Source organism: Oryzobacter telluris (assembly GCF_043099285.1).
Lineage (GTDB): Bacteria > Actinomycetota > Actinomycetes > Actinomycetales > Dermatophilaceae > Oryzobacter > Oryzobacter telluris.
Genome location: NZ_CP170723.1, coordinates 3,453,726 through 3,473,371, shown reverse-complemented (window position 1 = coordinate 3,473,371; position 19,646 = coordinate 3,453,726). Strand labels below are relative to the sequence as shown.

Here is a 19,646-nt window from a genome sequence, read left to right as displayed (position 1 = left end):
CGCCTGGACATGGCCCGGTCGGTCCGGGGAAACCGCGTTGCCGGGGTCGCCGACGACGCCTACCGTCGGGGCCGTGACCTCGGACTTGCGGCTGCTGACCTTCGACGCGAGCGACCCCGTGGCGCTCGCCGCCTTCTGGGGCGGGGTCCTGGGACGCGAGGTGGTACCCGCCGTCAGCGGTGGCCGCTCGCTGGTCCCCAACAGCGAGACCGAGTTCCGCCTCCACTTCCAGCCGAGTGACGAGCCGAAGCGCGGGCCCAACCAGATGCACTTCGACCTCACCAGCGAGACCGCCGAGGCCCAGGCCGCGATGGTCGAGCGGGTGCTCGAGCTCGGCGGGCGGCACCTCGACATCGGTCAGGGTCCGGACGCCGACCACGTCGTCATGGCCGACCCCGAGGGCAACGAGCTCTGCGTCCTGCCTGCGGGGAACAGCTTCACCGCGGGGTGCGGCACCATCGGCTGCCTGTCGAGCGACGGGTCGATGGAGGTCGGTCACTTCTGGAGCGCCGTCCTCGGCTGGCCGCTCGTCTGGGACCAGGACGAGGAGACCGCGATCCAGTCACCCCTCGGTGGCTCCAAGATCTCCTGGGGCGGTCCGCCCTACAACGCCCGGCTCGGCAAGAACCGGCTGCACCTCGACCTCGTGCCGCAGGCCGACACCGACCTCGAGTCCGAGGTCGCGCGGCTCACCGCCCTCGGGGCGACCCGCGCCGACATCGGCCAGGGCGACGTGGCCTGGGTCGTCATGGCCGACCCCGACGGCAACGAGTTCTGCGTCCTCCCCCCGACGTTCGCCGCCCCGCGGACTCAGGGCTGAACGGGGTCGCCGACGAGGAGGTCGGCGACGGCGGCGTGGGTGCGGTCGGCGTCCTCGAGCCAGAAGTCGTGGCCGACGCCCGGTAGGCGGCGGACGTCCCAGCCGAGGCCGACGAGCTGCCCGACCGTCGCGTCGGGCAGCACGGCGGCGGAGTCGTCGGAGAGCACGACGGTGGACGGCACGGCCGGCGCCGCGACGGGCGCCGGGTGGTGGGCGATGTCGCGGAAGACGCCGATCGTCATCCGGCGGTCGAACCGGTGGCGCGCCGCGTCGCGCAGGAGCGCGTCCGCAGCCCCGAGCGGGGCACGCCCGCGGCTGCGGCGCTTCTGGGCCAGGGCGGCGACGGTGAGGGTCACCGGCGCCGCGGCCCAGAACAGCCGACCCTTCAGGCCGGCGGTGGGCAGCGGCAGGTGGAAGCCGGGGTCGAGGTAGAGCGCGTGGGCCGGGGAGAGCCGGGCCACGGCGCGTTCGAGGACCGTGCCGCCGAGTGAGTGGCCCACGACGAGGTCGAGGCCCGCCGGGAGCGTCTCGACGAGGTCGTCGGCGAACGCGTCGACGGTGTAGACGTCGGACCGGTCGCTGGCACCGTGACCGCGCAGGTCGACCGTGGTCACGGTGGCCCCGCCCGCCGCGACGACCCGCTCGGTGAACCCGCGCCAGAGGGCGCCGTCGGCGCTCAGGCCGTGGACGAGGGCGATCCGGCGCGGCCCGTCGCCGTGGGTCGCGGTCGCGAGCCTCACCGTGAATCCCTCGACACGTGCCCGGCGGACGAGGCCGCGGCGCCGCCGTCGACCTCCGCGAGGAAGTCCAGGAGGGCCTCGTTGAACCGGTCGGGCTGGTCGAAGCTGATGGCGTGGCCCGCGTCCTCGATGACGAGGGCGCGGCCGTGGGGCGTCCCGGCGACGGCCGCCTCGGCGTGCTCGCAGGGCCAGACCTGGCTCTCGCGCCCGGCGAGCATGAGCAGCGGTAGCGGGAAGCGCTGCACGACGTCGCGCCAGTCCTGCCGCGCGTGGTCCTCGAGGAGGGGGAGGGTCTCGGGCGCGGTGGGGTCGCGGAACGCCGGCGGGCCGCCGAGCCGCTCGACGAGGCGGAGCATCTGCGCGGCGGAGCGGTCGACCGTGCGGCCGCGGCCGTTGTCGGGCACCCCCTCGGCGAAGTGCGTGCCGGCGTTGGTGCGGTCGTAGCCGTAGAAGCCGAGCTCCCAGCCGTCGGCGTTGAGCATCTTCGGCGTCTGGTCGACGACCACCGCGCCGCGCAGCCGGGCCGGGCCGAACTGGTCGACGTAGGCCCAGAACGTGTTGCCGCCCATCGAGGCGCCCACGACCAGGACGTCCTCGAGGTCGAGGTGCTCGAGGAGCTCGCCGAGGTCGCGACCGTGCCGTGCCATCCGCTGGCCGTGCGCGGGGGTCTCGGACTCCCCGTGGGCGCGCCGGTCGAACGTGATCGCGCGGTACCCGGCCCCGAGCAGGGCGTCGACCGTCAGGGCCCACGACGTCGCGGGGGCGGTGAAGCCGTGCACGAGGACGACCGGCCGGCCCTCGCCCTCGTCGGTGTACGCGAGGGTGACGTCGTCGGTGGTGCGGAAGGTCGGCATGCCTCGGGTCCTTGCGTCGGTGGCGGTCCCTCGACGCTAGCCCGGGAGCGGCCGTGCTGCCCATGGAGAGGTCCTCCGTCGGTGGGGCATGGCGGTGGAGGCCCTCTCCCGCTCGGCCCCTCGGGTTCGAGGTATTCAGCCTGTCCCGGGCACCAGCCGAATACCTCGACCCACGCCCCCGGGGCTGCCCCTCAGACCGGGCGGTCGGCGAGCAGGCGGTGCAGGCGCAGCGCCACCTGGAGCTCGAGCGCCCGGTCGGCCTCCTTCCACCGCGCCCCGAGGACCTCGGTGACCCGGTCGAGCCGCTGGTAGAGCGTGTTCGGGTGGATGTGGAGGGCCTCGCAGGTGCGCGCGTGGTGCCGGGCCTGCTCGAGGTAGGTCTCGAGGGTCGCCGACAGGTCGCGTTGGTGCGCGTCGTCGTAGGCGAGGAGCGGGCCGACCGTCGCGTCGATGAAGGTGGCGAGCCCGGCGCGGCCCGAGCTGCTGAAGAGCGACCGGTACAGGCCCAGCTCGTCGCTCGTCGCGCAGGAGCCGGCGCGGTCGAGGGCCAGCAGCAGGGCTGCGGTCTGCCGGGCCTCCTCGTGCGACGACCGCACACCGCGCGGACCGCCCTCCCCGGCGGCCAGGCCGGTCGTGGGCGCACCGCCGTCGGGTCCGGCCAGCCGCGCGACGGCCTCCCGGGTCCGGTCGACGGGTGCCGGGAGGAGGACGACGACCTGCCCGGCGTGCGCCGCCGACCACCCGCGCAGGTCGGCGGCGAGACGGGCGGCGAAGGCGGCGGCCGCCGTCGCTCCCACCGGCTCGGCGTCGACGACGGCCACGGTCGTCACGGCGTGCAGGTCGATGCCGATGGCGCGGGCCCGGCGCAGCAGGCTCGCCTCGTCGGCGTCGGAGGAGAGCAGCGCGTGGACGAACTCCCCGCGGGTCCGCAGCTCGGCCTCGGCGACCGACCGCTCCGACGCCAGGAGCACGGCCACCGTGGTGGCGCCGATCCGCAGCAGGCGCAGGGCGTCCTCGTCGTCCGCCGCCCCCGTCGAGGCGGCGACGAGGTCGCCGCCGTGCCCGCTCGGCAGGTCGACCGGGACGACGAGGCCGACGTCCGCCGGCGGTTCCCCGGCGAGCGTGCGCCCGTCGTGGTCGCGCACCGCCACCGCCAGCCCGGCCGACCGCTCGAGGGCGGTGACGACGGCGGCCAGGCCGCCCCCTCGCAGGACGACCTCGTTGAGGACGTCGCGCAGGTCGCTCGCCCGCTGCCGGCTCTCGCTGACCGCGCGCAGCGTCTCGTTCGCCGCCCGCAGCTCGGCTGCGGCCGCGCGCTCGCGGTCGAAGAGGTCGGCGGTGCGCAGGGCGAGGGCCGCATGCGCGGCCAGCCCGGCGAGCAGCTCGACGTCGCGGTCGGCGAAGGCCCGTGGCCGCCGCTCCGCGGCGAGCAGGACCCCGATGGTGTCGTCGCCGACGACGAGCGGCACCCCGAGGATGCCCCCGAGCTGCTCGCTCAGCGCCGCCGCGTCGGTGCCCTCGCCGTGCGGGAAGCGGGTGTCCTGGAGGTAGCGCTCGCTCGTCAGGGGGCGGCCGGTGGCGAGGACCTGGCCGCCCAGGCCCTGCCCCGACTCCAGCTCGATGCCCCGCATCGCCGATCCCATCGCGCCGTCGACGACCTCGATCCGCAGCCGGTCGGCGCGCAGCAGCATGATGTAGGCGACGTCGACACCCAGCAGCCGTCGGGCCTGCCGGGCCACCTCGTCGAGCACCTCGCGGGTGTCGTGGAGGGCCGCGAGCCGTCGGGCCAGGTCGTTGAGGACGGCGAGCTCGTCGGCGCGGCGGCGCAGCTCGGCGACCGACTGCGCGACGTCCTCGTCTGCTCCACCCACGGGCCCATCCTCACGCATCCGGGCGCGCGCCGGGCAGGTCAGCGCGTCAGGTGACGACCTTCCCCGGGTTGAGCACGCCGTGCGGGTCGAGCGCCCGGCGGATGGCACGGTGCATCTCCACGACGGCCGGCGACAGCTCGGCCGCCAGGCCGTCGCGCTTGAGCAGCCCCACACCGTGCTCGCCCGTCACGGTGCCGCCGCAGAGCAGGGCCTCGGCGATGATCTCGTCGAACGCCGACTGGGCCCGCCGACGCGCGGCCTCGTCGCCGGGCGGCGTGATGATGAGCGGGTGCAGGTTCCCGTCGCCGGCGTGGGCGATGTTGGCGATGAGGACGTCGTGTCGCTCACCGATGGCCTGGACCCGGGCGAGCATCTCGGGGACGCGGCCCACGGGCACGCAGACGTCCTCGGTGAGGACCGGGCCGAGGCGCTCCAGCGCGGGGTAGGCGAGGCGCCGGGCTGCGAACATCGCGTCGGCCTCCGCCTCGTCCTCCGAGCGGGCGGCCCACGAGGCACCGGCCGACTCGAAGCAGGCGAGGACGGCATCGGCCTCCGCGACCCCTGCGGCACCCGGACCGTCGACGCGCGCGAGGAGGATCGCCTCGCAGTCGGCCTCGATCCCGAGGTTCTTCCAGTCGTTGACCGCCGTGAGGCAGTGCCGGTCGAGGAGCTCGAGGGCCGAGGGGACCTGGCCCGCGCGGGCCAGGGCGGCCACCGCCTCGCCGGCCGCGACCACCGAGTCGAAGAAGCCGACGACGGTGTGCTCGGGCGGGCGGGCCGGGCGCAGCCGCACCGTGACCTCGGTGACGAGGCCGAGGGTGCCCTCCGAGCCGACGAGCAGGGACACGAGGTCGTACCCGGCCACGCCCTTGGCCGTCTCCCGGCCGACGCGCACCAGCTCACCCGTCCCCGTGACGACCTCGAGGGCGAGCACGTAGTCGCCGGTGACGCCGTACTTGACGCAGCAGACGCCACCGGCGTTCGTCGCCACGTTGCCGCCGATCGTCGACCACGGCGAGCTCGCCGGGTCCGGCGGGTACCAGAGGCCGTGCTCGGCGCAGGCCGCCCGCAGGTCGTCGTTGACGACGCCGGGCTGGACCACCGCGAGGCGCTCGACCGGGTCGATCCGCAGCACGGCCGTCATCCGCTCGAAGCTGACGACGACCCCGCCGGTGACGGCGTTCGCGCCACCCGAGAGCCCGGTCCCCGCACCGCGGGGGACGACCGGCACGCCGTGGAGGACGCACCACCGCACGATGGTGCGAACCTGGTCGGCGTCGGTCGGGCGCGCGACCGCCAGGGGCAGGGCCCACGGCGCCCACTCGGCCTCGTCGTGGCTGTAGCGCTCCATCGAGGCCGGTTCGGTGAGCAGCGTCCCCGCGGGGAGCCGGTCGGCCAGGGTGCCGATGTCGGGGACGGCCCCCGCGGTGGCCGGGGAGCCGGCCACCGCGGGGAGGGCTGCGACCGTCATCGCACGGCCTTGATGGGGCGCACCGCCACCGCGCCGAGCATGACGAACACGATGCCGGCGACGAACAGGACCGGGTAGCCACCGGTGAGGGTGACCAGGCCGGCGGCGATCGAGGGGCTCATCGCCTGGGGGAGGGTCGTGGCGAGGCCGAGGATGGCGAGGTCGCGGCCGGCGCTGCTCTCTCCCTGGAGGCGGGCGGGGAGCACCTCGGTCATGAGGGCGAGGTCGATGGAGATGTACGCGCCGAAGCCGAGGCCGAGGAGGAAGGCGTAGGCGAGGACGCCCTGGGTGGTCGGCACGACGAGCGGGATGGCCAGCGCGATCGACATGACGACGGACGACCACACGATGAACGGCTTGCGACGGCCCACGCGGTCGGACAGCCAGCCGCTGACGAGGGCCGAGAGGAGGACGCCGACGAGGAGGACGACGCCCATCGTCGCGGCGAAGGAGTTCGACTCGGCGTCGCTGAGGCCGATGTAGTCGCGCAGGATGTACAGGCCGTAGGTCTGGGCGCCGTAGAAGCCGATGACCATGAGGAAGCGCGAGCCGAACGCCCAGGCGAAGTCGGGGTGCTGGCGCGGCGAGACCCAGAAGGCCCGCAGGAACTCCTTGACGGTCGTCCGCTCGCGGGGCAGGTGGGTGGTCGGCTCGTCGCGGTTGACGAGGACGAAGCCGCCGACGATGACGAGGACGAGCACGGCGAGGATGACGTAGGGGAGGGACCCCTTCGACGCGGTGCCGCCGGCGACGATGGCGCCGACGGCGTTGCCGATGGTGATGCCGACGCCGATCATCGCCGAGACACCGCCGCGGCGGGCCGCGGGGTAGCGGTCGGGGACGAGCGCGGTCGCGGCCGCCTGGAGCGCGTTGACGCCGACCTGCACGACGAGCCAGACGAGGGCCACGGTGAGGACCGACTGCGCCATCGGCAGGCCGAGGAGGAAGCCGCTCGTGAGCAGGGCGCCGCCGACCATCCACGGCGTGCGACGGCCGAAGCGCGAGCGGGTCGCGTCCGACAGGGCCCCGGCGAGCGGCTGGGCGAAGATGTTCGCGATGAAGGCGATCGTCGTGACGAACGCGAGGTTGCCGATCTTCCCGGCCTCGTCGAGCCCGGCGACGATGTTCGGCAGGAGGATGCCGTTGCCGCCGGAGTTCACCGCGAGGATCGCGACGTAGACCATGAGCAGGCCGAACGACATCCGGCGCAGCTTCGGGGTCGGGGGAGCGGTGTCGACCGCGGGGTCGACGGTCCCGACGGGGAGGGTGGGGGCGGGGATCTCGGACAACGCCATCGGGGGCTCCTGGCTCTGGGGCGGCCTCGTCGCCGCTCGTGCGGAGCAGACGCTACGGAGCGGATGGTCCCCGGACGATGGACTTCTCCTCCGTCGTGCAGGCCCACTCATGGGGGGAATCACCACTGTCGAGGAGAGCGAGGTCGCGGACGAACGGGCGCCGCCGCCGTGCTGCCCGGGCGTTCATCGACGCGACGCCCGGCCCGTGGGGTCGTCGAGGGCGGCGGTGAGGAGCCCACGGCCCTGTCGGTGCCGGAGGCGCGTGACTCACACGGAGGTGCCCTCGGGCGTTCCACGGGCATGAGCGCCGTCGTCCTCGTCCCGATCGACCCCTGCGACCTCGCGGCCATCCACCGCACCGGGCGCGACCTGCACGGCCACGCGGCCGAGCCCTTCACCGACGCCGGGGGCGGCAGCCAGCTGCGCTGCTGCCTCGAGCGCAGTGCGCCGGGCGAGCGGCTGCTGCTCGTCGCGCACGCGCCGCTCGGCGCGGACCGGCCCTGGCGCGAGGTCGGGCCGGTGTTCGTGCACGCCGGGGCGTGCCCACGGCCGCACCGGCCGGGGGCCTTCCCGGCCTGGCTCGACGAGGCGCCGCGCGTCCTGCGCGCCTACGGCGCCGATGGGGCGATGCGCTACGCCGCGAACCGGGTCGTCGAGGCGGGGGAGGGCGTCGAGGCGGCGCTGGTCGGCATCCTCGAGGACCCCGACGTCGCGGAGGTGCACGTGCGCAACCTCCTCGCCCAGTGCTTCATCACCCGCGCCACCCGCCCCTGAGCAGCGTCCTACCGCTTGGTACGTGGGGTGATCACCCCACGTACCAGGCGGTAGCACGCGCCGGAGCCGAGGGCGGAGGGGTGACGGTGAAGGCCGCCGCCCCGCCCGACGACACGGGCGGAGGCGGCGGCCTCGGGGTGCTCCGGCCGGAGGACCGGAGCGGGGACGTGGCTCAGGCCTGGAGGGCGAGCTGCACGTCGAGCTTGAGCTTGATCTTCTCGGAGACGAGCACGCCGCCGGCCTCGAGGGCCGCGTTCCAGTTCAGGCCCCACTGCGTGCGGTCGATGTCGCCCTCGGCCTCGAAGGCGGCCTTGGTGTTGCCCCACGGGTCGGTGGCGACGCCGTTGTAGTCGACGTCGAGGGACACCGGGTTGGTGACGCCCTTGATGGTGAGGTCGCCCTTGAGGACGGTGCCGTCGAAGGAGGTGCTGACGAAGCGGATCTCCGGGTGGTTCTCCACGTCGAAGAAGTCGGCGCTGCGCAGGTGGCCGTCGCGGTCGGCGGTGCCGGTGGAGACCGAGTCGGTCTTGATGGTGACGTCGGCGACGGAGTCGGTGACGTCGTCCTTGACGACGACGGTGCCGGCGACGTCGGTGAACGAGCCGCGGACCTTGCTCACCATGAGGTGGCGGGCGACGAACCCGACCTCGGAGTGGGTGGGGTCGATCGCCCAGGTGCCGGCGGGCAGGTCGTTGATGCTGGCCATGATGGTGCTCCTCGAATGTCTCGGGACTACGTCGGTGTCTCCCACGTTAGTTGACTGTTCAACTAAGCACCACCCGTGACCCATTCCCTCGTCTCACATCTTGGGACACGATCTGGTCACGACCTGGCCCGCAGGCGCCGCAGACCATCCCGGACGGTGGCCCCGACGTGCCACGATGGGCCGCATGGACGGGGAGGTGCGCTGGCTCAGCGAGGGGGAGCAGGTCTCCTGGCGTGCCTTCCTGCGGGCCAGCCGCGAGCTCGACGTCGCGTTCGACGGCGACCTGCAGGCCGTCGGCATCAGCCTCTCCGAGTACGAGCTGCTCTCGATGCTCTCGGAGTCGCCGATGGGCCAGCTGAGGATGTCGGCCGTCGCCGCCCTCATCGTCCAGTCACGCAGCCGGGTCACCCACACCGCCGCGCGCCTCGAGCGCCGCGGCTGGGTCGTGCGCACCCCCGCCCCCGACGACGGCCGCGGCGTCCTGCTGCGGATCACCGACGAGGGGACCACCGCCATCCGCGAGTTCGCCGTGGCGCACGTCGCCAGCGTGCGGCGCCACCTCGTCGACGTCCTCACCGCCGAGCAGTTCGCCGCCCTCGGCGAGGCGATGCAGGCCGTGCGCGACGCGTACGCCGCCGACCCCACGACGCCCGAGTCGGAGTGCTGAGCACCGCCACGCGATGATGGAGGGCGTGACCTCCGCGCAGACCGACCCCACGCCCGGCGCCGACGCCCCCGCCTCGGCCGCCCTCCTCGCCCGTGCCCGGGCCGTGACCCCCGGCGGCGTCAACTCGCCCGTGCGCGCCTTCCGCGCCGTCGGCGGGACCCCCCGGTTCATGGTGAGCGGCGAGGGCGCGTGGCTCACCGACGCCGACGGACGCACCTACGTCGACCTCGTCTGCAGCTGGGGCCCGATGATCCTGGGCCACCGCCACCCGGAGGTCGTCGCCGCCGTCGAGACGGCCACGAGCCGCGGCTACTCCTTCGGCACCCCCTCGGAGAACGAGGTCCTCCTCGCCGAGGAGATCGTCGCCCGCGTCGAGCCGGTCGAGCAGGTCCGCCTCGTCTCGTCCGGCACCGAGGCGACGATGAGCGCCATCCGCCTGGCCCGCGGGTTCACCGGGCGATCGCTCGTCGTGAAGTTCGCCGGGCACTACCACGGCCACGTCGACAGCCTGCTGGTCAGCGCGGGCTCGGGCGTCGCCACGCTGGCCCTGCCCGACAGCGCCGGCGTGCCCAAGGAGATGGCCGCCGAGACCCTCGTCCTGCCCTACAACGACGTCGAGGCGCTCGAGGCCGTGTTCGCCGCGCGCGGCGGCGACATCGCCTGCGTCATCACCGAGGCCGCGGCCGGGAACATGGGCGTCGTCCCGCCCGAGCCGGGGTTCACCGAGGCACTGGCCCGCGTCACCCGTCAGCACGACGCCCTCCTCGTCTCCGACGAGGTGATGACCGGCTTCCGCGTCTCGCGCGCCGGCTGGTGGGCCCACGAGGGCGTCGACGTCACCCCCGACCTGCTCACCTTCGGCAAGGTGATGGGCGGGGGCTTCCCCGCCGCGGCCTTCGGCGGGCGCCGCGACGTCATGGCCATGCTCGCCCCCGAGGGCCCCGTCTACCAGGCGGGCACGCTGAGCGGGAACCCCGTCGCCACCGCCGCCGGCCTGGCGACCCTGCAGGCCTGCGACGACGCGCTCTACGCCCGGCTCGGCACCGCCGCCCGCACCATCGCCGATGCCGCCTCGGCCGCCCTTGCCGCCGAGGGCGTGGCGCACCGCGTGCAGTGGGCCGGGTCGATGTTCTCGGTGTTCTTCCGCGAGGGCGAGGTCCGCACCTACGACGACGCCCGCGACCAGGACACCGCCGCCTTCGGCCGCTTCTTCCACGCGATGCTCGAGGCCGGCGTCTACCTGCCGCCGAGCGCCTTCGAGTCGTGGTTCGTGTCGGGGGCGCACGACGAGCGGGCCCTGGACCAGGTCGTCTCCGCGCTGCCCGCTGCGGCCCGCGCCGCGGCCGCCGGCTGAGTACCGGGGGGCCGCGCGACCACCGTCGGGCGCTCCCAGCCGGGTTTGCGACAATCGGGGACATGACGACCCAGCCCGAGGCCGGCGCGCCCGTCGCCGACCTCCCGCGCACCGTCGTCCACCTGCTGCGCCACGGTGAGGTGTTCAACCCCCACCGCATCCTCTACGGGCGCCTCCCCGGCTACCACCTGTCCGACCTGGGTCGGCGGATGGCCGACCTCGCCGCCGAGCACCTCGGCGACCACGACGTCGTCCACGTCGTGTCGAGCCCGCTCGAGCGGGCCCGGGAGACCGCGGCCCCGGTGGCCGAGGCGCACGGGCTCGAGGTCCATGTCGACGAGCGCGTCGTCGAGGCGGGCAACGCGTTCCAGGGCCTCCAGGTCGCCGGCGGCAAGGGCTTCCTGCGCCACCCGCGGATGATCCCCAAGATGCTCAACCCGTTCCGTCCGTCGTGGGGGGAGCCCTACGTCGAGCTCGTCGAGCGGATGCGCCGCGCCATCGTCGACGCGCGCGAGGCCGCCCGGGGTCACGAGGCCGTCATCGTCAGCCACCAGGCGCCGATCTGGATGATCCGCCTGGCCACCGAGGGGCGCCCGCTCGTGCACAACCCGACCCGGCGTGAGTGCTCGCTGGCGTCGCTCACCTCCCTCACCTTCCTCGGCGACGAGCTGCTGTCGCTGTCGTACAGCGAGCCCGCCTCCTCGCTGCTCCCCCAGGCCCAGCCGGGGGCGGGCGCATGACCCGACGTCCCACGGCCCGGTTCGCCGGGGCGCTCGCCGCCGCTGCCCTCGTCCTCGGGACCGCTGCCTGCAGCGAGGACCCCAACTCCGTTGCGGCACAGGCCAAGGCGGGAGACCAGAAGGGCTACGTCTCCGGCACCGGCGCCGTGGAGACGATCCCGCAGGACAAGCGGGCCGAGCCCGTCGGGCTGAAGGGCGACCTCGTCGGCGGCGGGACCTGGGACAGTGCCTCGGCACGCGGCGAGGACGTCGTCGTCGTCAACGTCTGGGGCTCCTGGTGCGCCCCGTGCGTCGCCGAGGCGCCGGACCTGCAGAAGGTCTGGGCGGGTCTGCAGTCGGAGGACGAGCCCGTGCAGTTCATGGGCATCGACTTCCGCGAGGGCCCGGCGAGCGGCGCCGCCTTCGCCAAGCGCGCGGGCATCACCTACCCCAGCCTCAGCGACAAGCCCGGCCTGCTGATCCTCGCGCTGCAGGGCAAGGCGCCCACGGTGCCGACGACGCTCGTCCTCGACACCGACGGCCGGATCGCCGCCCGGGTCAACGGCCCCGTCGACGCCACCACGCTGCGCGGCCTCGTCGACGACGTGCTCGCCGAGTCGTGACCCCCGCCGTCGCCGCCCCCGCGGCCGTGCTCGCCGCGGGCGACACGGTCACGTCCGGCGCGCTGCCGCTGGCCGTCCTCGTGGCGGCCCTCGCCGGGCTGGTGTCGTTCGCGAGCCCGTGCGTGCTGCCGCTGGTGCCCGGGTTCCTCGGGTACGTGTCCGGGCTGTCGGGGGAGGCCCAGCAGCGGCGCGGGCGCACCGTGCTGGGCGCCCTGCTCTTCGTCGCCGGCTTCACGGTGGTGTTCGTCCTCGGGTCGGTCTTCGTCACCGGCGCCGGTCGGGCGCTGGTCGAGCACCGCACCCTCCTGATGCGCGTGGGCGGGGTCCTCGTCAGCGTCATGGGGCTGGTCTTCATCGGCGTGGGGGCGCGGTTCGGGTCGCAGCGCGAGGCCAAGGTGCACTGGAGGCCGCGCGCCGGGCTGCTCGGGGCGCCGCTCCTCGGCGCGGTCTTCGGGCTCGGCTGGGCACCCTGCACCGGACCCACGCTCGCCGCCGTCCTCGTCATGGCGTCGGCCAGCCAGGACCCGCAGGTCGCGCGGGGCGCCGGGCTGGCGGTCGCCTACGGGCTCGGGCTCGGGCTGCCGTTCGTCCTCGTGGCCGCCGGCCTCGACCGCGCCGGCCGCGTGTCCGGCTGGCTGCGGCGGCACACCCGCGCCATCCAGCTGGTCGGCGGGGCGATGCTCGTGGTCGTCGGGCTGCTGCTCGTCACGGGTGTCTGGGAGGACCTCAACCGGTGGTTGCAGGTCGAGCTCGTCAACGGGTTCCAGGTCGCGCTGTGAGCACCTCGACCACGCCGCGGCCCGACGTCGTGCAGCCGCGCCTCGGGCTCGTCGGCTGGCTGCGCTGGACCTGGCGCCAGCTGACGAGCATGCGCACGGCCCTGTTCCTCCTCCTGCTCCTCGCCGTCGGGGCCATCCCCGGGTCGACCTTCCCCCAGCGCTCCATCGACTCGGCGCGCACCGCGCAGTGGCTGGCCGACAACCCCACCACGGGCAAGGTCCTCGACGCGCTCGGGTTCTTCGAGGTCTACGCCTCCCCGTGGTTCGCCGCGATCTACCTGCTCCTCTTCGTCTCCCTCATCGGCTGCGTGCTGCCGCGCACCCGGATCTTCTGGCACCAGCTGCGCTCGCGGCCGCCCCGCGCCCCCCGACGCCTGGACCGCCTTGCGGCCCACCGCCGTACGGAGGTCGAGGGCGAGCCGGAGGACGTGCGCGAGCAGCTGCGCGTGGCCCTCAAGGGGCGCCGCTACCGGGTGCACGCCCACGACGACGAGACCCTCTCGGCCGAGAAGGGCTACCTGCGCGAGGCGGGCAACCTCGTCTTCCACGTCGCGCTCATCGGCATCCTCGTCGGGGTCGCCGTGGGGCACCTGTTCGGCTGGCGCGGCGACGTCATCGTCCCGGAGGGCGAGCCGTTCGCGAACACCCTGTCGCGCTACGACACCTTCAGCCCGGGGCCGTGGGTCGACGTCAACGACCTCGAGCCGTGGGTCCTCGCGCTCGACAGGCTCGACGTCGAGTTCGAGACCGAGACCAAGGGCAAGGGCCAGTTCGGCGCCCCCCGCGACTTCGAGGCCACGACGACCTTCACCCCCGCCGGCGGCCAGCCCGAGCAGCGCTCGGTCCGGGTGAACGGGCCGCTGGAGACCGGCGACGGCACCGTCTTCCTCCTGGGCAACGGGTACGCGCCGCGGATCACCGTGCGCGACGCCACGGGCACCGAGCTGTACTCCGAGCCGACGCCCTTCCTCCCGCAGGACAACAACTACACGTCGGTCGGCGCGGTGAAGGTGCCCGGTGCCGTGCCCCAGCAGCTGGGGTTCGCCGGCTTCTTCCTGCCCACCGGCGTCATCGACAGCACCTCCGGGCCGCACTCGATCTTCCCGGACGCGCTCGACCCCCAGCTCGCGCTCACCGCCTTCGAGGGCGAGCTCTTCCCCGGCGGGCGCCCGCAGTCGGTCTACGCGCTCGACACCGAGAAGATGACGCCCCTGGCCGGGACCGACGGTACCGACCAGCTGCGCATCCTCCTCAAGCCGGGCCAGACCTTCGAGCTGCCCGGGGGGCGCGGCTCCATCACCTTCGACGGGGTCGAGCGGTTCGCCGGCTTCTCGGTGCGCACCGACCCCGGCAAGCTGTTCACCCTCATCAGTGCGATGGCGGCCCTGTTCGGCCTCGTCGCCTCGCTCGTCGTGCGCCGTCGAAGGCTCTTCGTGCGGGTTTCGCCCGGCGAGTCCGCGGGTCGTACCGTGGTCTCCGTCGGCGGTCTGGCCAAGGACGACGACGAAGGGATGGGCGACGAGGTCGCCGCCGTCCTGGACGCACTCGAAGGAGCTCGATGACCGACACGACGCTGGCCCAGCTCTCGAACCTCGCGGTGTACTCCGCGATGGCCGTGCTGACCCTCGCGATGGTCATGTACGCCGTGTACCTGGCGCGCCTCGCCCCGACGCGGGAGCGGGCGGCCACGACCGACCGCGAGCTCGTGGCCGCCGGCGGCGGAGAGGCACCTGCCGGGGTCGCGCCGCCGCCGACCGCCGAGGTCGAGGCCGAGTCGTCCGGCGCCCGCAAGGCGGCCGGCATCGCGTGGACGCTCACCCTCCTCGGCACGCTGCTGAGCGTGGCCGGTGTGGGGCTGCGCGCGGCCGAGGTGCACCGCTGGCCGCTGGGCAACATGTACGAGTTCGCCATCGTCGGCTGCATGCTCACCCTGCTCGCCTACACCGGCTGGGCGACCCGACGCGACCTGCGCTGGCTCGGGCTGTTCGTCGTCGGGCCGGTGCTGCTGACCCTCGGGCTGGCGATCACCGTCTGGTACACCGATGCCTCCGAGCTGATGCCCTCGCTGCGCTCGATCTGGCTGGCCATCCACGTCACCGTCGCGACCCTGTCGGTGGCCCTGTTCACCATCGGGTTCTCGCTGGGCATCATCTACCTCGTCCAGGCCCGGTTCGAGGCCGCGGACACCCGCCCGGTCTCCTTCATGGACCGGCTGCCGAACGCGCGGGCGCTCGAGCGGCTCACCTACGCCGTGCACGTCGTGGCGTTCCCGCTGTGGACCTTCACGCTCATCGCCGGCGCCATCTGGGCTCGCCAGGCGTGGGGTGCGTACTGGAGCTGGGACCCCAAGGAGGTGTGGACCTTCGTCATCTGGACCGTCTACGCCGCGTACCTCCACGCCCGCGCCACCACCGGGCTGCGCCGCCAGAGCGCCGCGTGGATCGCGCTCGCCGGGTTCGGCTGCATCATCATCAACTACGCCGTCGTCAACGTGTTCTTCGTCGGCCAGCACTCGTACTCGGGCCTCTGAACCGTGCTGCGGTACACGCTCCTGCGGGCCCTGGTCTTCTTCGGCTGCCTCGCCGTCCTCTGGCTGCTGGGGCTGCGTGACGAGGAGGACATGCTGCTGCTCGTGGCCGGGGCGGCCCTGGCGTCGGCGGTGATCTCGTTCTTCGCACTCCGCCGGTTCCGCGAGGACTACTCGGCCCAGCTCGCCACGAGGCTCGAGCAGCGGGCGGCGCAGAAGTCGGGCGCGCGCACCGACGGCCCCACCGACGAGGACGCCGAGGACGCCGAGGTCCGCCGCGAGGGCGACGCCGACTTCCGCTGACGGCCCCGGTGCAGGCACGGGCGGCGACGTCTGGCGCGCCGTCACGGTGATGACGCAGGAGTCTGCGGATGGCGCGGGTACACCTGCGTCATCCGCGGACAACCGCGTCGAAAGGGCCGTCACTGGCGCCCCGCGGGCCCACAGGATCCGGCTAGGGTCGACGAGCGGCAGAAATGTATGCGCTTACATTCCGCCGCACCGACACCGTCGTCAACCAAGGAGCGGACCCCCATGTCCCGGCTCAGTGCCCTCATCGCCCTGCTCGCGACCGTCCTCGTCGTCGCCGTCCCCGTGGGAGGTGCCAGCGCCGCACCGCCACCGGACGTGCAGGTGATCGGCCACCGCGGATCGGGGGCGATGGCGCCCGAGAACACCCTCGCCGCCATCGCGCTGGCCCTGCGCCAGGGCGCCGACCTCATCGAGAACGACATCATGCGGACCAAGGACGGCCAGCTCGTCGTCACCCACGACCTCAGCCTGGCCCGCACCACCGACGTCGAGCAGGTCTTCCCGGACCGCACGACCTACCAGGTCGCCGACTACACCCTCGCCGAGATCAAGCAGCTCGACGCCGGCTCGTGGTTCGCCCCGGAGTTCACGGGCCAACGCATCCTCACCCTGCGCGAGTGGGTCGAGGCCGTGGGCTCGAGCGCCGGGATGCTGCTCGAGGCCAAGGACCCGTGGGCCTTCCCCGGCATCGAGGTGCAGATCGACAAGGAGCTGCGCTCCATCCCGACGTTCGTCCAGGCGTTGCGCAAGGGCAAGGTCATCATGCAGGCCGGTGACGAGGCCTGGCTGCGCACCTACCACCAGCTCGCCCCGGACGTCCCCGTCGCGCTCCTCTACTACACGCGCCCCACCGACGAGCAGCTCGTCGCGGCCAGCACCTGGCTCGACGCGGTCAACCCCGCGCTGGGCAACATCGACCAGGCCATCGTCGACCGCACCCACGCGCTCGGGCTGAAGACCTACGTCTGGACCGTCAACCACGGCGCCGACATGAGCCGCGGCATCTCCTGGGGCGTCGACGGCATCATCACCGACTACCCCGGCGTCCTCGTCGACGTCCTGCGCCGCAGCTGACGGGCGCTCCACGGTGCCGGGCGGCACCCGGGCAGCAAACCGCTTGTCGCCCCGACCGGCGACCTGCGAGGCTCGCGCCATGCAGCCCGGCACCGTGGAACCCCCGTACGACCAGCTCCTGGCGACGGGTGAGGAGGTCATCGCCACCCGTCCCGAGGTCGACCCCGAGATGGTGCGTGAGGTGTTCCTCGAGGCGGCGACGCTGCTGAACAACGGTCTCGCCCTCGACGGCCTCGACGAGCACGATGCCCACGACGTCATCGCGGGCCTGTGCGTCGACCTCGTGTCGGACGACCCCGGCACCGCCGTGCGCGCCCGCTCGCGGGCCGCGACCGAGCACCCCGACACCTGGCACGACCCCCAGGGCGTGTCCGCGTCGCTCCTGGTGTCGGCGACGATCCTCCAGCTCTGAGCCGGCCCGGGCGGCGGGCCTCCCGCGGGGCTCGGCATCGACGGCAGCGGGGCGACGCGGGATACTGGCGCGTGCGCTCCGGCAGCCGCTGCGGCGCACGGAGAGGCGGGCGCCATGCCGTCCATCATCATCGCCACCGTGCCCATCCACGGGCACGTGACCCCGCTGCTGGCGGTCGCGAAGCACTTCGTCGAGCGGGGCGACCGGGTGCGCTTCATCACCGGGTCACGGTTCGCCGGAGCCGTGGATGCCGTTGGGGCGCAGCACGTCCCGCTCGGGGGCGACGCCGACTACGACGACCGGCAGGACTGGAACGAGGTCTTCCCCGAGCGCAGCTCGCTGAAGGGGTCGAAGGCGATCGCGCACGACGTGGAACACGTCTTCGTCCGGCCGGGCCGGCTCCAGCACGACGCCGTCATGGCTGCGCACGCGGAGGAGGCGGCCGACGTGGTGCTCACCGACCCGGCCTTCGCAGGAGGGGCGCTGCTGCTCGGCCACCCCCTCGGCACCCGACCGCCGATCGTCGTCTGCGGCGTCCTGCCCCTGATGATCGCCAGCCGGGACACCGCGCCGTACGGCATGGGCCTCACCCCCCTGCCGGGGCCGGTCGGCCGGCTGCGCAACGCGGTGCTCGGCGTCGTCGCGGCCCGCACGGTCTTCCCGGCCGCGGAGCGCCACGCGCAGTCCGTCAGCCGCGAGCTGCACGGGCGTCCCCTGGCCTTCCCGGTCCTCGACTGGCCGCGTCACGCCGAGGCGATCGTGCAGTTCACCGTTCCCGAGTTCGAGTACCCCCGCTCCGACGCCCCCGCGACCCTGCACTTCGCCGGACCGGTCTCCGCCACGGGGTCGCAGGCCCCGCTGCCCGACTGGTGGGGCGAGCTCGACGGGACGCGACCCGTCGTCCACGTCACCCAGGGGACGATCGCCAACCGCGACTACCGGCAGATCATCGCCCCGACCCTCGAGGCGCTGGCCGAGGACGACGTGCTCGTCGTGGTCTCCACCGGTGGCCGGCCCCTCGACACCCTCCCGCCACTGCCCGCCAACGCGCGCGCCGCCGAGTACCTGCCCTACGACGACCTGCTCCCGCTCACCGACGTCTACGTGACGAACGGCGGCTACGGCGGGGTGCAGTACGCCCTGCGGTACGGCGTGCCCATCGTGACCAGCAGCGGCCACGAGGACAAGCCGGAGGTCGCGGCGCGGGTCGCGTGGTCCGGCGTGGGGCGCCGCCTCAACACCGAGACCCCGTCGGCCGATGCCGTGCGGGCGGCGGTGCGAGCCGTGCTGCACGACTCGCGCTACCGCCGGGCCTCTCGGCGCATCGCCGCGAGCATGGCCGGGGCAGGGGGCATCGACGCGCTCGCCGGCATCGTCGACGAGCTCGCCGCCCGCGGAGGGTCCTGGGGCTCGCACCCGTAGCAGGGCCGTCCGTCAGCGCAGGGCGACGCCGATGACGACACCGATCGCGATGAGGACGGCGTAGGCCACCTCGTACAGCCCGGTCCGCACGAGCACCGGGACGAGGTCGCGGCCGGTGGCGTCGCCCATCACGGTGCGGCCGTTGCGCACGGCGAGCGGGACGGCGAGCAGGCCGAGCAGCGCCCACACGGTGGACAGCGCCATGAGCAGCAGCGTGAGCAGCGAGACGCCGATGAGCACCGTGTAGAGGATGCGGGTGCGGTGGTCGCCCAGGCGCACCGCGAGGGTCTGCTTGCCGTGCACGGTGTCGGTGGGGATGTCGCGCAGGTTGTTCGCGACGAGGATGGCCGAGGCGACCGCGCCGACCCCGACCGCGGCCAGGACACCGAACCACGAGATGGTGTCGGCCTGCGTGTACTCGGTGCCCAGCGTCGCCATCAGGCCGAAGAACACGAAGACGTAGACCTCGCCCAGGCCGCGGTAGCCGTAGGGGTTGTCGCCGCCGGTGTACCGCCACGCCGCGAGCACGGCCAGGCCGCCGAGGGGCAGCAGCAGCCACGCGCCCGAGAGGGCCACGAGGGCGAGCCCGGCCAGGGCGCCCGCGCCGAAGGAGAGGAACGCGGCGACCTTGACGTTGCGCGGGTCGGCGAGGCGCTGGCCGACGAGCCGGACCGGCCCGACGCGCGCCTCGTCGGTGCCGCGGATGCCGTCGGAGTAGTCGTTGGCGTAGTTGACCCCCACCTGCAGGGCCAGCGCGACGACGAGCGCGAGGATGGCGAGGGCGGCGTCGGCCCGACCGAGGAGGTGGGCGGCGGCGGTGCCGAGGACGACGGGGGCGACGGCGGCCGGGAGCGTGCGGGGACGCGCGCCGGCGGCCCACTGGGACAGTGTGGCCATGGGTGGTGTCAGAGGTCCTTGAGGAAGTCGGGGTCGTCGTCGGGTCCGCGCGGCGGGCGGCCGCGTCCTCCGGGCTGGCCGCCGGAGTCACGGCGCCGGCGGTGGTCCTCCCAGCGCTCCTGCTGCGTGGGACCGCCGCGGGCAGCCCGCTCGGGGCGCCCGGCGACGAGCCAGGCGATGGGCCCGATGACGGGGAAGAACAGGATGATGAGGATCCACGGCAGCTTGGGCAGGTTGCGCATGACGATCTCGTCGGTCTGGATCGCGTCGATGACGCAGTAGACCGTCAGCGCGAGGCTGAGCAGGACCGGGAGCGTGCGGATCACGCG

At 73.9% G+C, this 19,646-nt stretch carries 21 protein-coding genes; 13 read left to right on the top strand and 8 right to left on the bottom strand.

Going from position 1 to position 19,646, the window contains the following annotated elements:
* Positions 1-73: 73 nt before the first annotated feature.
* Complete coding sequence (locus tag ACFLFB_RS16165) at positions 74-820, top strand: VOC family protein (protein ID WP_392543193.1); 747 nt, start codon at positions 74-76, stop codon at positions 818-820.
* Here the strand turns inward: ACFLFB_RS16165 and ACFLFB_RS16160 are convergent.
* The 5 genes from ACFLFB_RS16160 to ACFLFB_RS16140 all read right to left on the bottom strand — a co-directional run bounded on the left by ACFLFB_RS16160 (position 811) and on the right by ACFLFB_RS16140 (position 7,051).
* A complete protein-coding gene (locus ACFLFB_RS16160; RefSeq protein ID WP_392543192.1) occupies positions 811-1,560 on the bottom strand; it encodes an alpha/beta fold hydrolase in 750 nt (249 codons plus the stop codon). The two genes, ACFLFB_RS16165 and ACFLFB_RS16160, sit on opposite strands and share 10 nt — an antisense overlap.
* A complete protein-coding gene (locus ACFLFB_RS16155; protein WP_392543191.1) occupies positions 1,557-2,414 on the bottom strand; it encodes an alpha/beta fold hydrolase in 858 nt (285 codons plus the stop codon). Before ACFLFB_RS16155 ends, ACFLFB_RS16160 begins: the two co-directional genes overlap by 4 nt.
* 191 nt (positions 2,415-2,605) lie before the next feature.
* Positions 2,606-4,285 carry a helix-turn-helix domain-containing protein gene (locus ACFLFB_RS16150; protein WP_392543190.1) on the bottom strand — a complete coding sequence of 560 codons (1,680 nt, stop codon included), beginning with the start codon at positions 4,283-4,285 and terminating at the stop codon, positions 2,606-2,608.
* A gap of 46 nt (positions 4,286-4,331) precedes the next feature.
* Positions 4,332-5,756, bottom strand: coding sequence for an FAD-binding oxidoreductase (locus tag ACFLFB_RS16145; RefSeq protein WP_392543189.1), 1,425 nt, complete (start codon positions 5,754-5,756; stop codon positions 4,332-4,334).
* The gene (locus ACFLFB_RS16140; RefSeq protein ID WP_392543188.1) at positions 5,753-7,051 is read right to left on the bottom strand and encodes an MFS transporter; all 1,299 of its coding nucleotides are present in this window, start codon (positions 7,049-7,051) and stop codon (positions 5,753-5,755) included. Before ACFLFB_RS16140 ends, ACFLFB_RS16145 begins: the two co-directional genes overlap by 4 nt.
* 300 nt (positions 7,052-7,351) lie before the next feature.
* Here ACFLFB_RS16140 and ACFLFB_RS16135 point away from each other — a divergent pair, with 300 nt between their 5' ends.
* On the top strand, positions 7,352-7,825 hold the full coding sequence (locus tag ACFLFB_RS16135; protein ID WP_392543187.1) for a DUF1203 domain-containing protein: 474 nt from the start codon (positions 7,352-7,354) through the stop codon (positions 7,823-7,825).
* A gap of 172 nt (positions 7,826-7,997) precedes the next feature.
* Here ACFLFB_RS16135 and ACFLFB_RS16130 read toward each other — a convergent pair whose 3' ends face one another.
* Entirely contained in the window at positions 7,998-8,531 is a 534-nt protein-coding gene (locus ACFLFB_RS16130; protein WP_392543186.1) for a YceI family protein, read from the bottom strand.
* Positions 8,532-8,715: 184 nt separating this feature from the next.
* Between ACFLFB_RS16130 and ACFLFB_RS16125 the strand changes: the two genes are divergently transcribed.
* The 11 genes from ACFLFB_RS16125 (at position 8,716) to ACFLFB_RS16075 (ending at position 18,420) form a co-directional block, all read left to right on the top strand.
* Complete coding sequence (locus tag ACFLFB_RS16125) at positions 8,716-9,198, top strand: MarR family winged helix-turn-helix transcriptional regulator (protein ID WP_392543185.1); 483 nt, start codon at positions 8,716-8,718, stop codon at positions 9,196-9,198.
* Positions 9,199-9,214: 16 nt separating this feature from the next.
* A complete protein-coding gene (hemL, locus tag ACFLFB_RS16120) occupies positions 9,215-10,552 on the top strand; it encodes a glutamate-1-semialdehyde 2,1-aminomutase (protein ID WP_392545436.1) in 1,338 nt (445 codons plus the stop codon).
* 62 nt (positions 10,553-10,614) lie between these two features.
* The gene (locus tag ACFLFB_RS16115; protein ID WP_392543184.1) at positions 10,615-11,292 is read left to right on the top strand and encodes a histidine phosphatase family protein; all 678 of its coding nucleotides are present in this window, start codon (positions 10,615-10,617) and stop codon (positions 11,290-11,292) included.
* On the top strand, positions 11,289-11,894 hold the full coding sequence (locus ACFLFB_RS16110) for a TlpA family protein disulfide reductase (RefSeq protein ID WP_392543183.1): 606 nt from the start codon (positions 11,289-11,291) through the stop codon (positions 11,892-11,894). The genes ACFLFB_RS16115 and ACFLFB_RS16110 overlap by 4 nt, the downstream gene beginning before the upstream one ends.
* Positions 11,891-12,673, top strand: coding sequence for a cytochrome c biogenesis CcdA family protein (locus ACFLFB_RS16105; protein ID WP_392543182.1), 783 nt, complete (start codon positions 11,891-11,893; stop codon positions 12,671-12,673). Before ACFLFB_RS16110 ends, ACFLFB_RS16105 begins: the two co-directional genes overlap by 4 nt.
* The gene (locus ACFLFB_RS16100) at positions 12,670-14,235 is read left to right on the top strand and encodes a cytochrome c biogenesis protein ResB (protein WP_392543181.1); all 1,566 of its coding nucleotides are present in this window, start codon (positions 12,670-12,672) and stop codon (positions 14,233-14,235) included. The genes ACFLFB_RS16105 and ACFLFB_RS16100 overlap by 4 nt, the downstream gene beginning before the upstream one ends.
* The gene (ccsB, locus tag ACFLFB_RS16095; RefSeq protein ID WP_392543180.1) at positions 14,232-15,203 is read left to right on the top strand and encodes a c-type cytochrome biogenesis protein CcsB; all 972 of its coding nucleotides are present in this window, start codon (positions 14,232-14,234) and stop codon (positions 15,201-15,203) included. Before ACFLFB_RS16100 ends, ccsB begins: the two co-directional genes overlap by 4 nt.
* 3 nt (positions 15,204-15,206) lie before the next feature.
* The gene (locus tag ACFLFB_RS16090; protein ID WP_392543179.1) at positions 15,207-15,503 is read left to right on the top strand and encodes a DUF4229 domain-containing protein; all 297 of its coding nucleotides are present in this window, start codon (positions 15,207-15,209) and stop codon (positions 15,501-15,503) included.
* A 231-nt stretch (positions 15,504-15,734) separates the two neighbouring features.
* On the top strand, positions 15,735-16,586 hold the full coding sequence (locus ACFLFB_RS16085; RefSeq protein WP_392543178.1) for a glycerophosphodiester phosphodiesterase: 852 nt from the start codon (positions 15,735-15,737) through the stop codon (positions 16,584-16,586).
* A 79-nt stretch (positions 16,587-16,665) separates the two neighbouring features.
* On the top strand, positions 16,666-16,998 hold the full coding sequence (locus tag ACFLFB_RS16080; protein WP_392543177.1) for a hypothetical protein: 333 nt from the start codon (positions 16,666-16,668) through the stop codon (positions 16,996-16,998).
* A 114-nt stretch (positions 16,999-17,112) separates the two neighbouring features.
* Positions 17,113-18,420, top strand: a complete 1,308-nt coding sequence (locus ACFLFB_RS16075; RefSeq protein ID WP_392543176.1) for a glycosyltransferase — start codon at positions 17,113-17,115, stop codon at positions 18,418-18,420.
* Positions 18,421-18,432: 12 nt separating this feature from the next.
* Here the strand turns inward: ACFLFB_RS16075 and ACFLFB_RS16070 are convergent, their stop codons facing one another.
* Together ACFLFB_RS16070 and ACFLFB_RS16065 are read right to left on the bottom strand one after the other, a co-directional pair.
* Positions 18,433-19,317, bottom strand: coding sequence for a 1,4-dihydroxy-2-naphthoate polyprenyltransferase (locus ACFLFB_RS16070; RefSeq protein WP_392543175.1), 885 nt, complete (start codon positions 19,315-19,317; stop codon positions 18,433-18,435).
* A gap of 8 nt (positions 19,318-19,325) precedes the next feature.
* Entirely contained in the window at positions 19,326-19,643 is a 318-nt protein-coding gene (locus tag ACFLFB_RS16065; protein WP_392543174.1) for a PLDc N-terminal domain-containing protein, read from the bottom strand.
* Between the last annotated feature and the right edge of the window lie 3 nt (positions 19,644-19,646).

Excerpts from the sequence above, each read along its gene's own strand:
- ACFLFB_RS16155 (WP_392543191.1), bottom strand. The coding sequence starts at position 2,414 with ATGCCGACCTTCCGCACCACCGACGACGTCACCCTCGCGTACACCGAC.
- ACFLFB_RS16145 (WP_392543189.1), bottom strand. The coding sequence starts at position 5,756 with ATGACGGTCGCAGCCCTCCCCGCGGTGGCCGGCTCCCCGGCCACCGCG.
- ACFLFB_RS16140 (WP_392543188.1), bottom strand. The coding sequence starts at position 7,051 with ATGGCGTTGTCCGAGATCCCCGCCCCCACCCTCCCCGTCGGGACCGTC.
- ACFLFB_RS16135 (WP_392543187.1), top strand. The coding sequence starts at position 7,352 with ATGAGCGCCGTCGTCCTCGTCCCGATCGACCCCTGCGACCTCGCGGCC.
- ACFLFB_RS16130 (WP_392543186.1), bottom strand. The coding sequence starts at position 8,531 with ATGGCCAGCATCAACGACCTGCCCGCCGGCACCTGGGCGATCGACCCC.
- ACFLFB_RS16125 (WP_392543185.1), top strand. The coding sequence starts at position 8,716 with ATGGACGGGGAGGTGCGCTGGCTCAGCGAGGGGGAGCAGGTCTCCTGG.
- hemL (WP_392545436.1), top strand. The coding sequence starts at position 9,215 with ATGGAGGGCGTGACCTCCGCGCAGACCGACCCCACGCCCGGCGCCGAC.
- ACFLFB_RS16115 (WP_392543184.1), top strand. The coding sequence starts at position 10,615 with ATGACGACCCAGCCCGAGGCCGGCGCGCCCGTCGCCGACCTCCCGCGC.
- ACFLFB_RS16110 (WP_392543183.1), top strand. The coding sequence starts at position 11,289 with ATGACCCGACGTCCCACGGCCCGGTTCGCCGGGGCGCTCGCCGCCGCT.
- ccsB (WP_392543180.1), top strand. The coding sequence starts at position 14,232 with ATGACCGACACGACGCTGGCCCAGCTCTCGAACCTCGCGGTGTACTCC.
- ACFLFB_RS16085 (WP_392543178.1), top strand. The coding sequence starts at position 15,735 with ATGTCCCGGCTCAGTGCCCTCATCGCCCTGCTCGCGACCGTCCTCGTC.
- ACFLFB_RS16080 (WP_392543177.1), top strand. The coding sequence starts at position 16,666 with ATGCAGCCCGGCACCGTGGAACCCCCGTACGACCAGCTCCTGGCGACG.
- ACFLFB_RS16075 (WP_392543176.1), top strand. The coding sequence starts at position 17,113 with ATGCCGTCCATCATCATCGCCACCGTGCCCATCCACGGGCACGTGACC.
- ACFLFB_RS16070 (WP_392543175.1), bottom strand. The coding sequence starts at position 19,317 with ATGGCCACACTGTCCCAGTGGGCCGCCGGCGCGCGTCCCCGCACGCTC.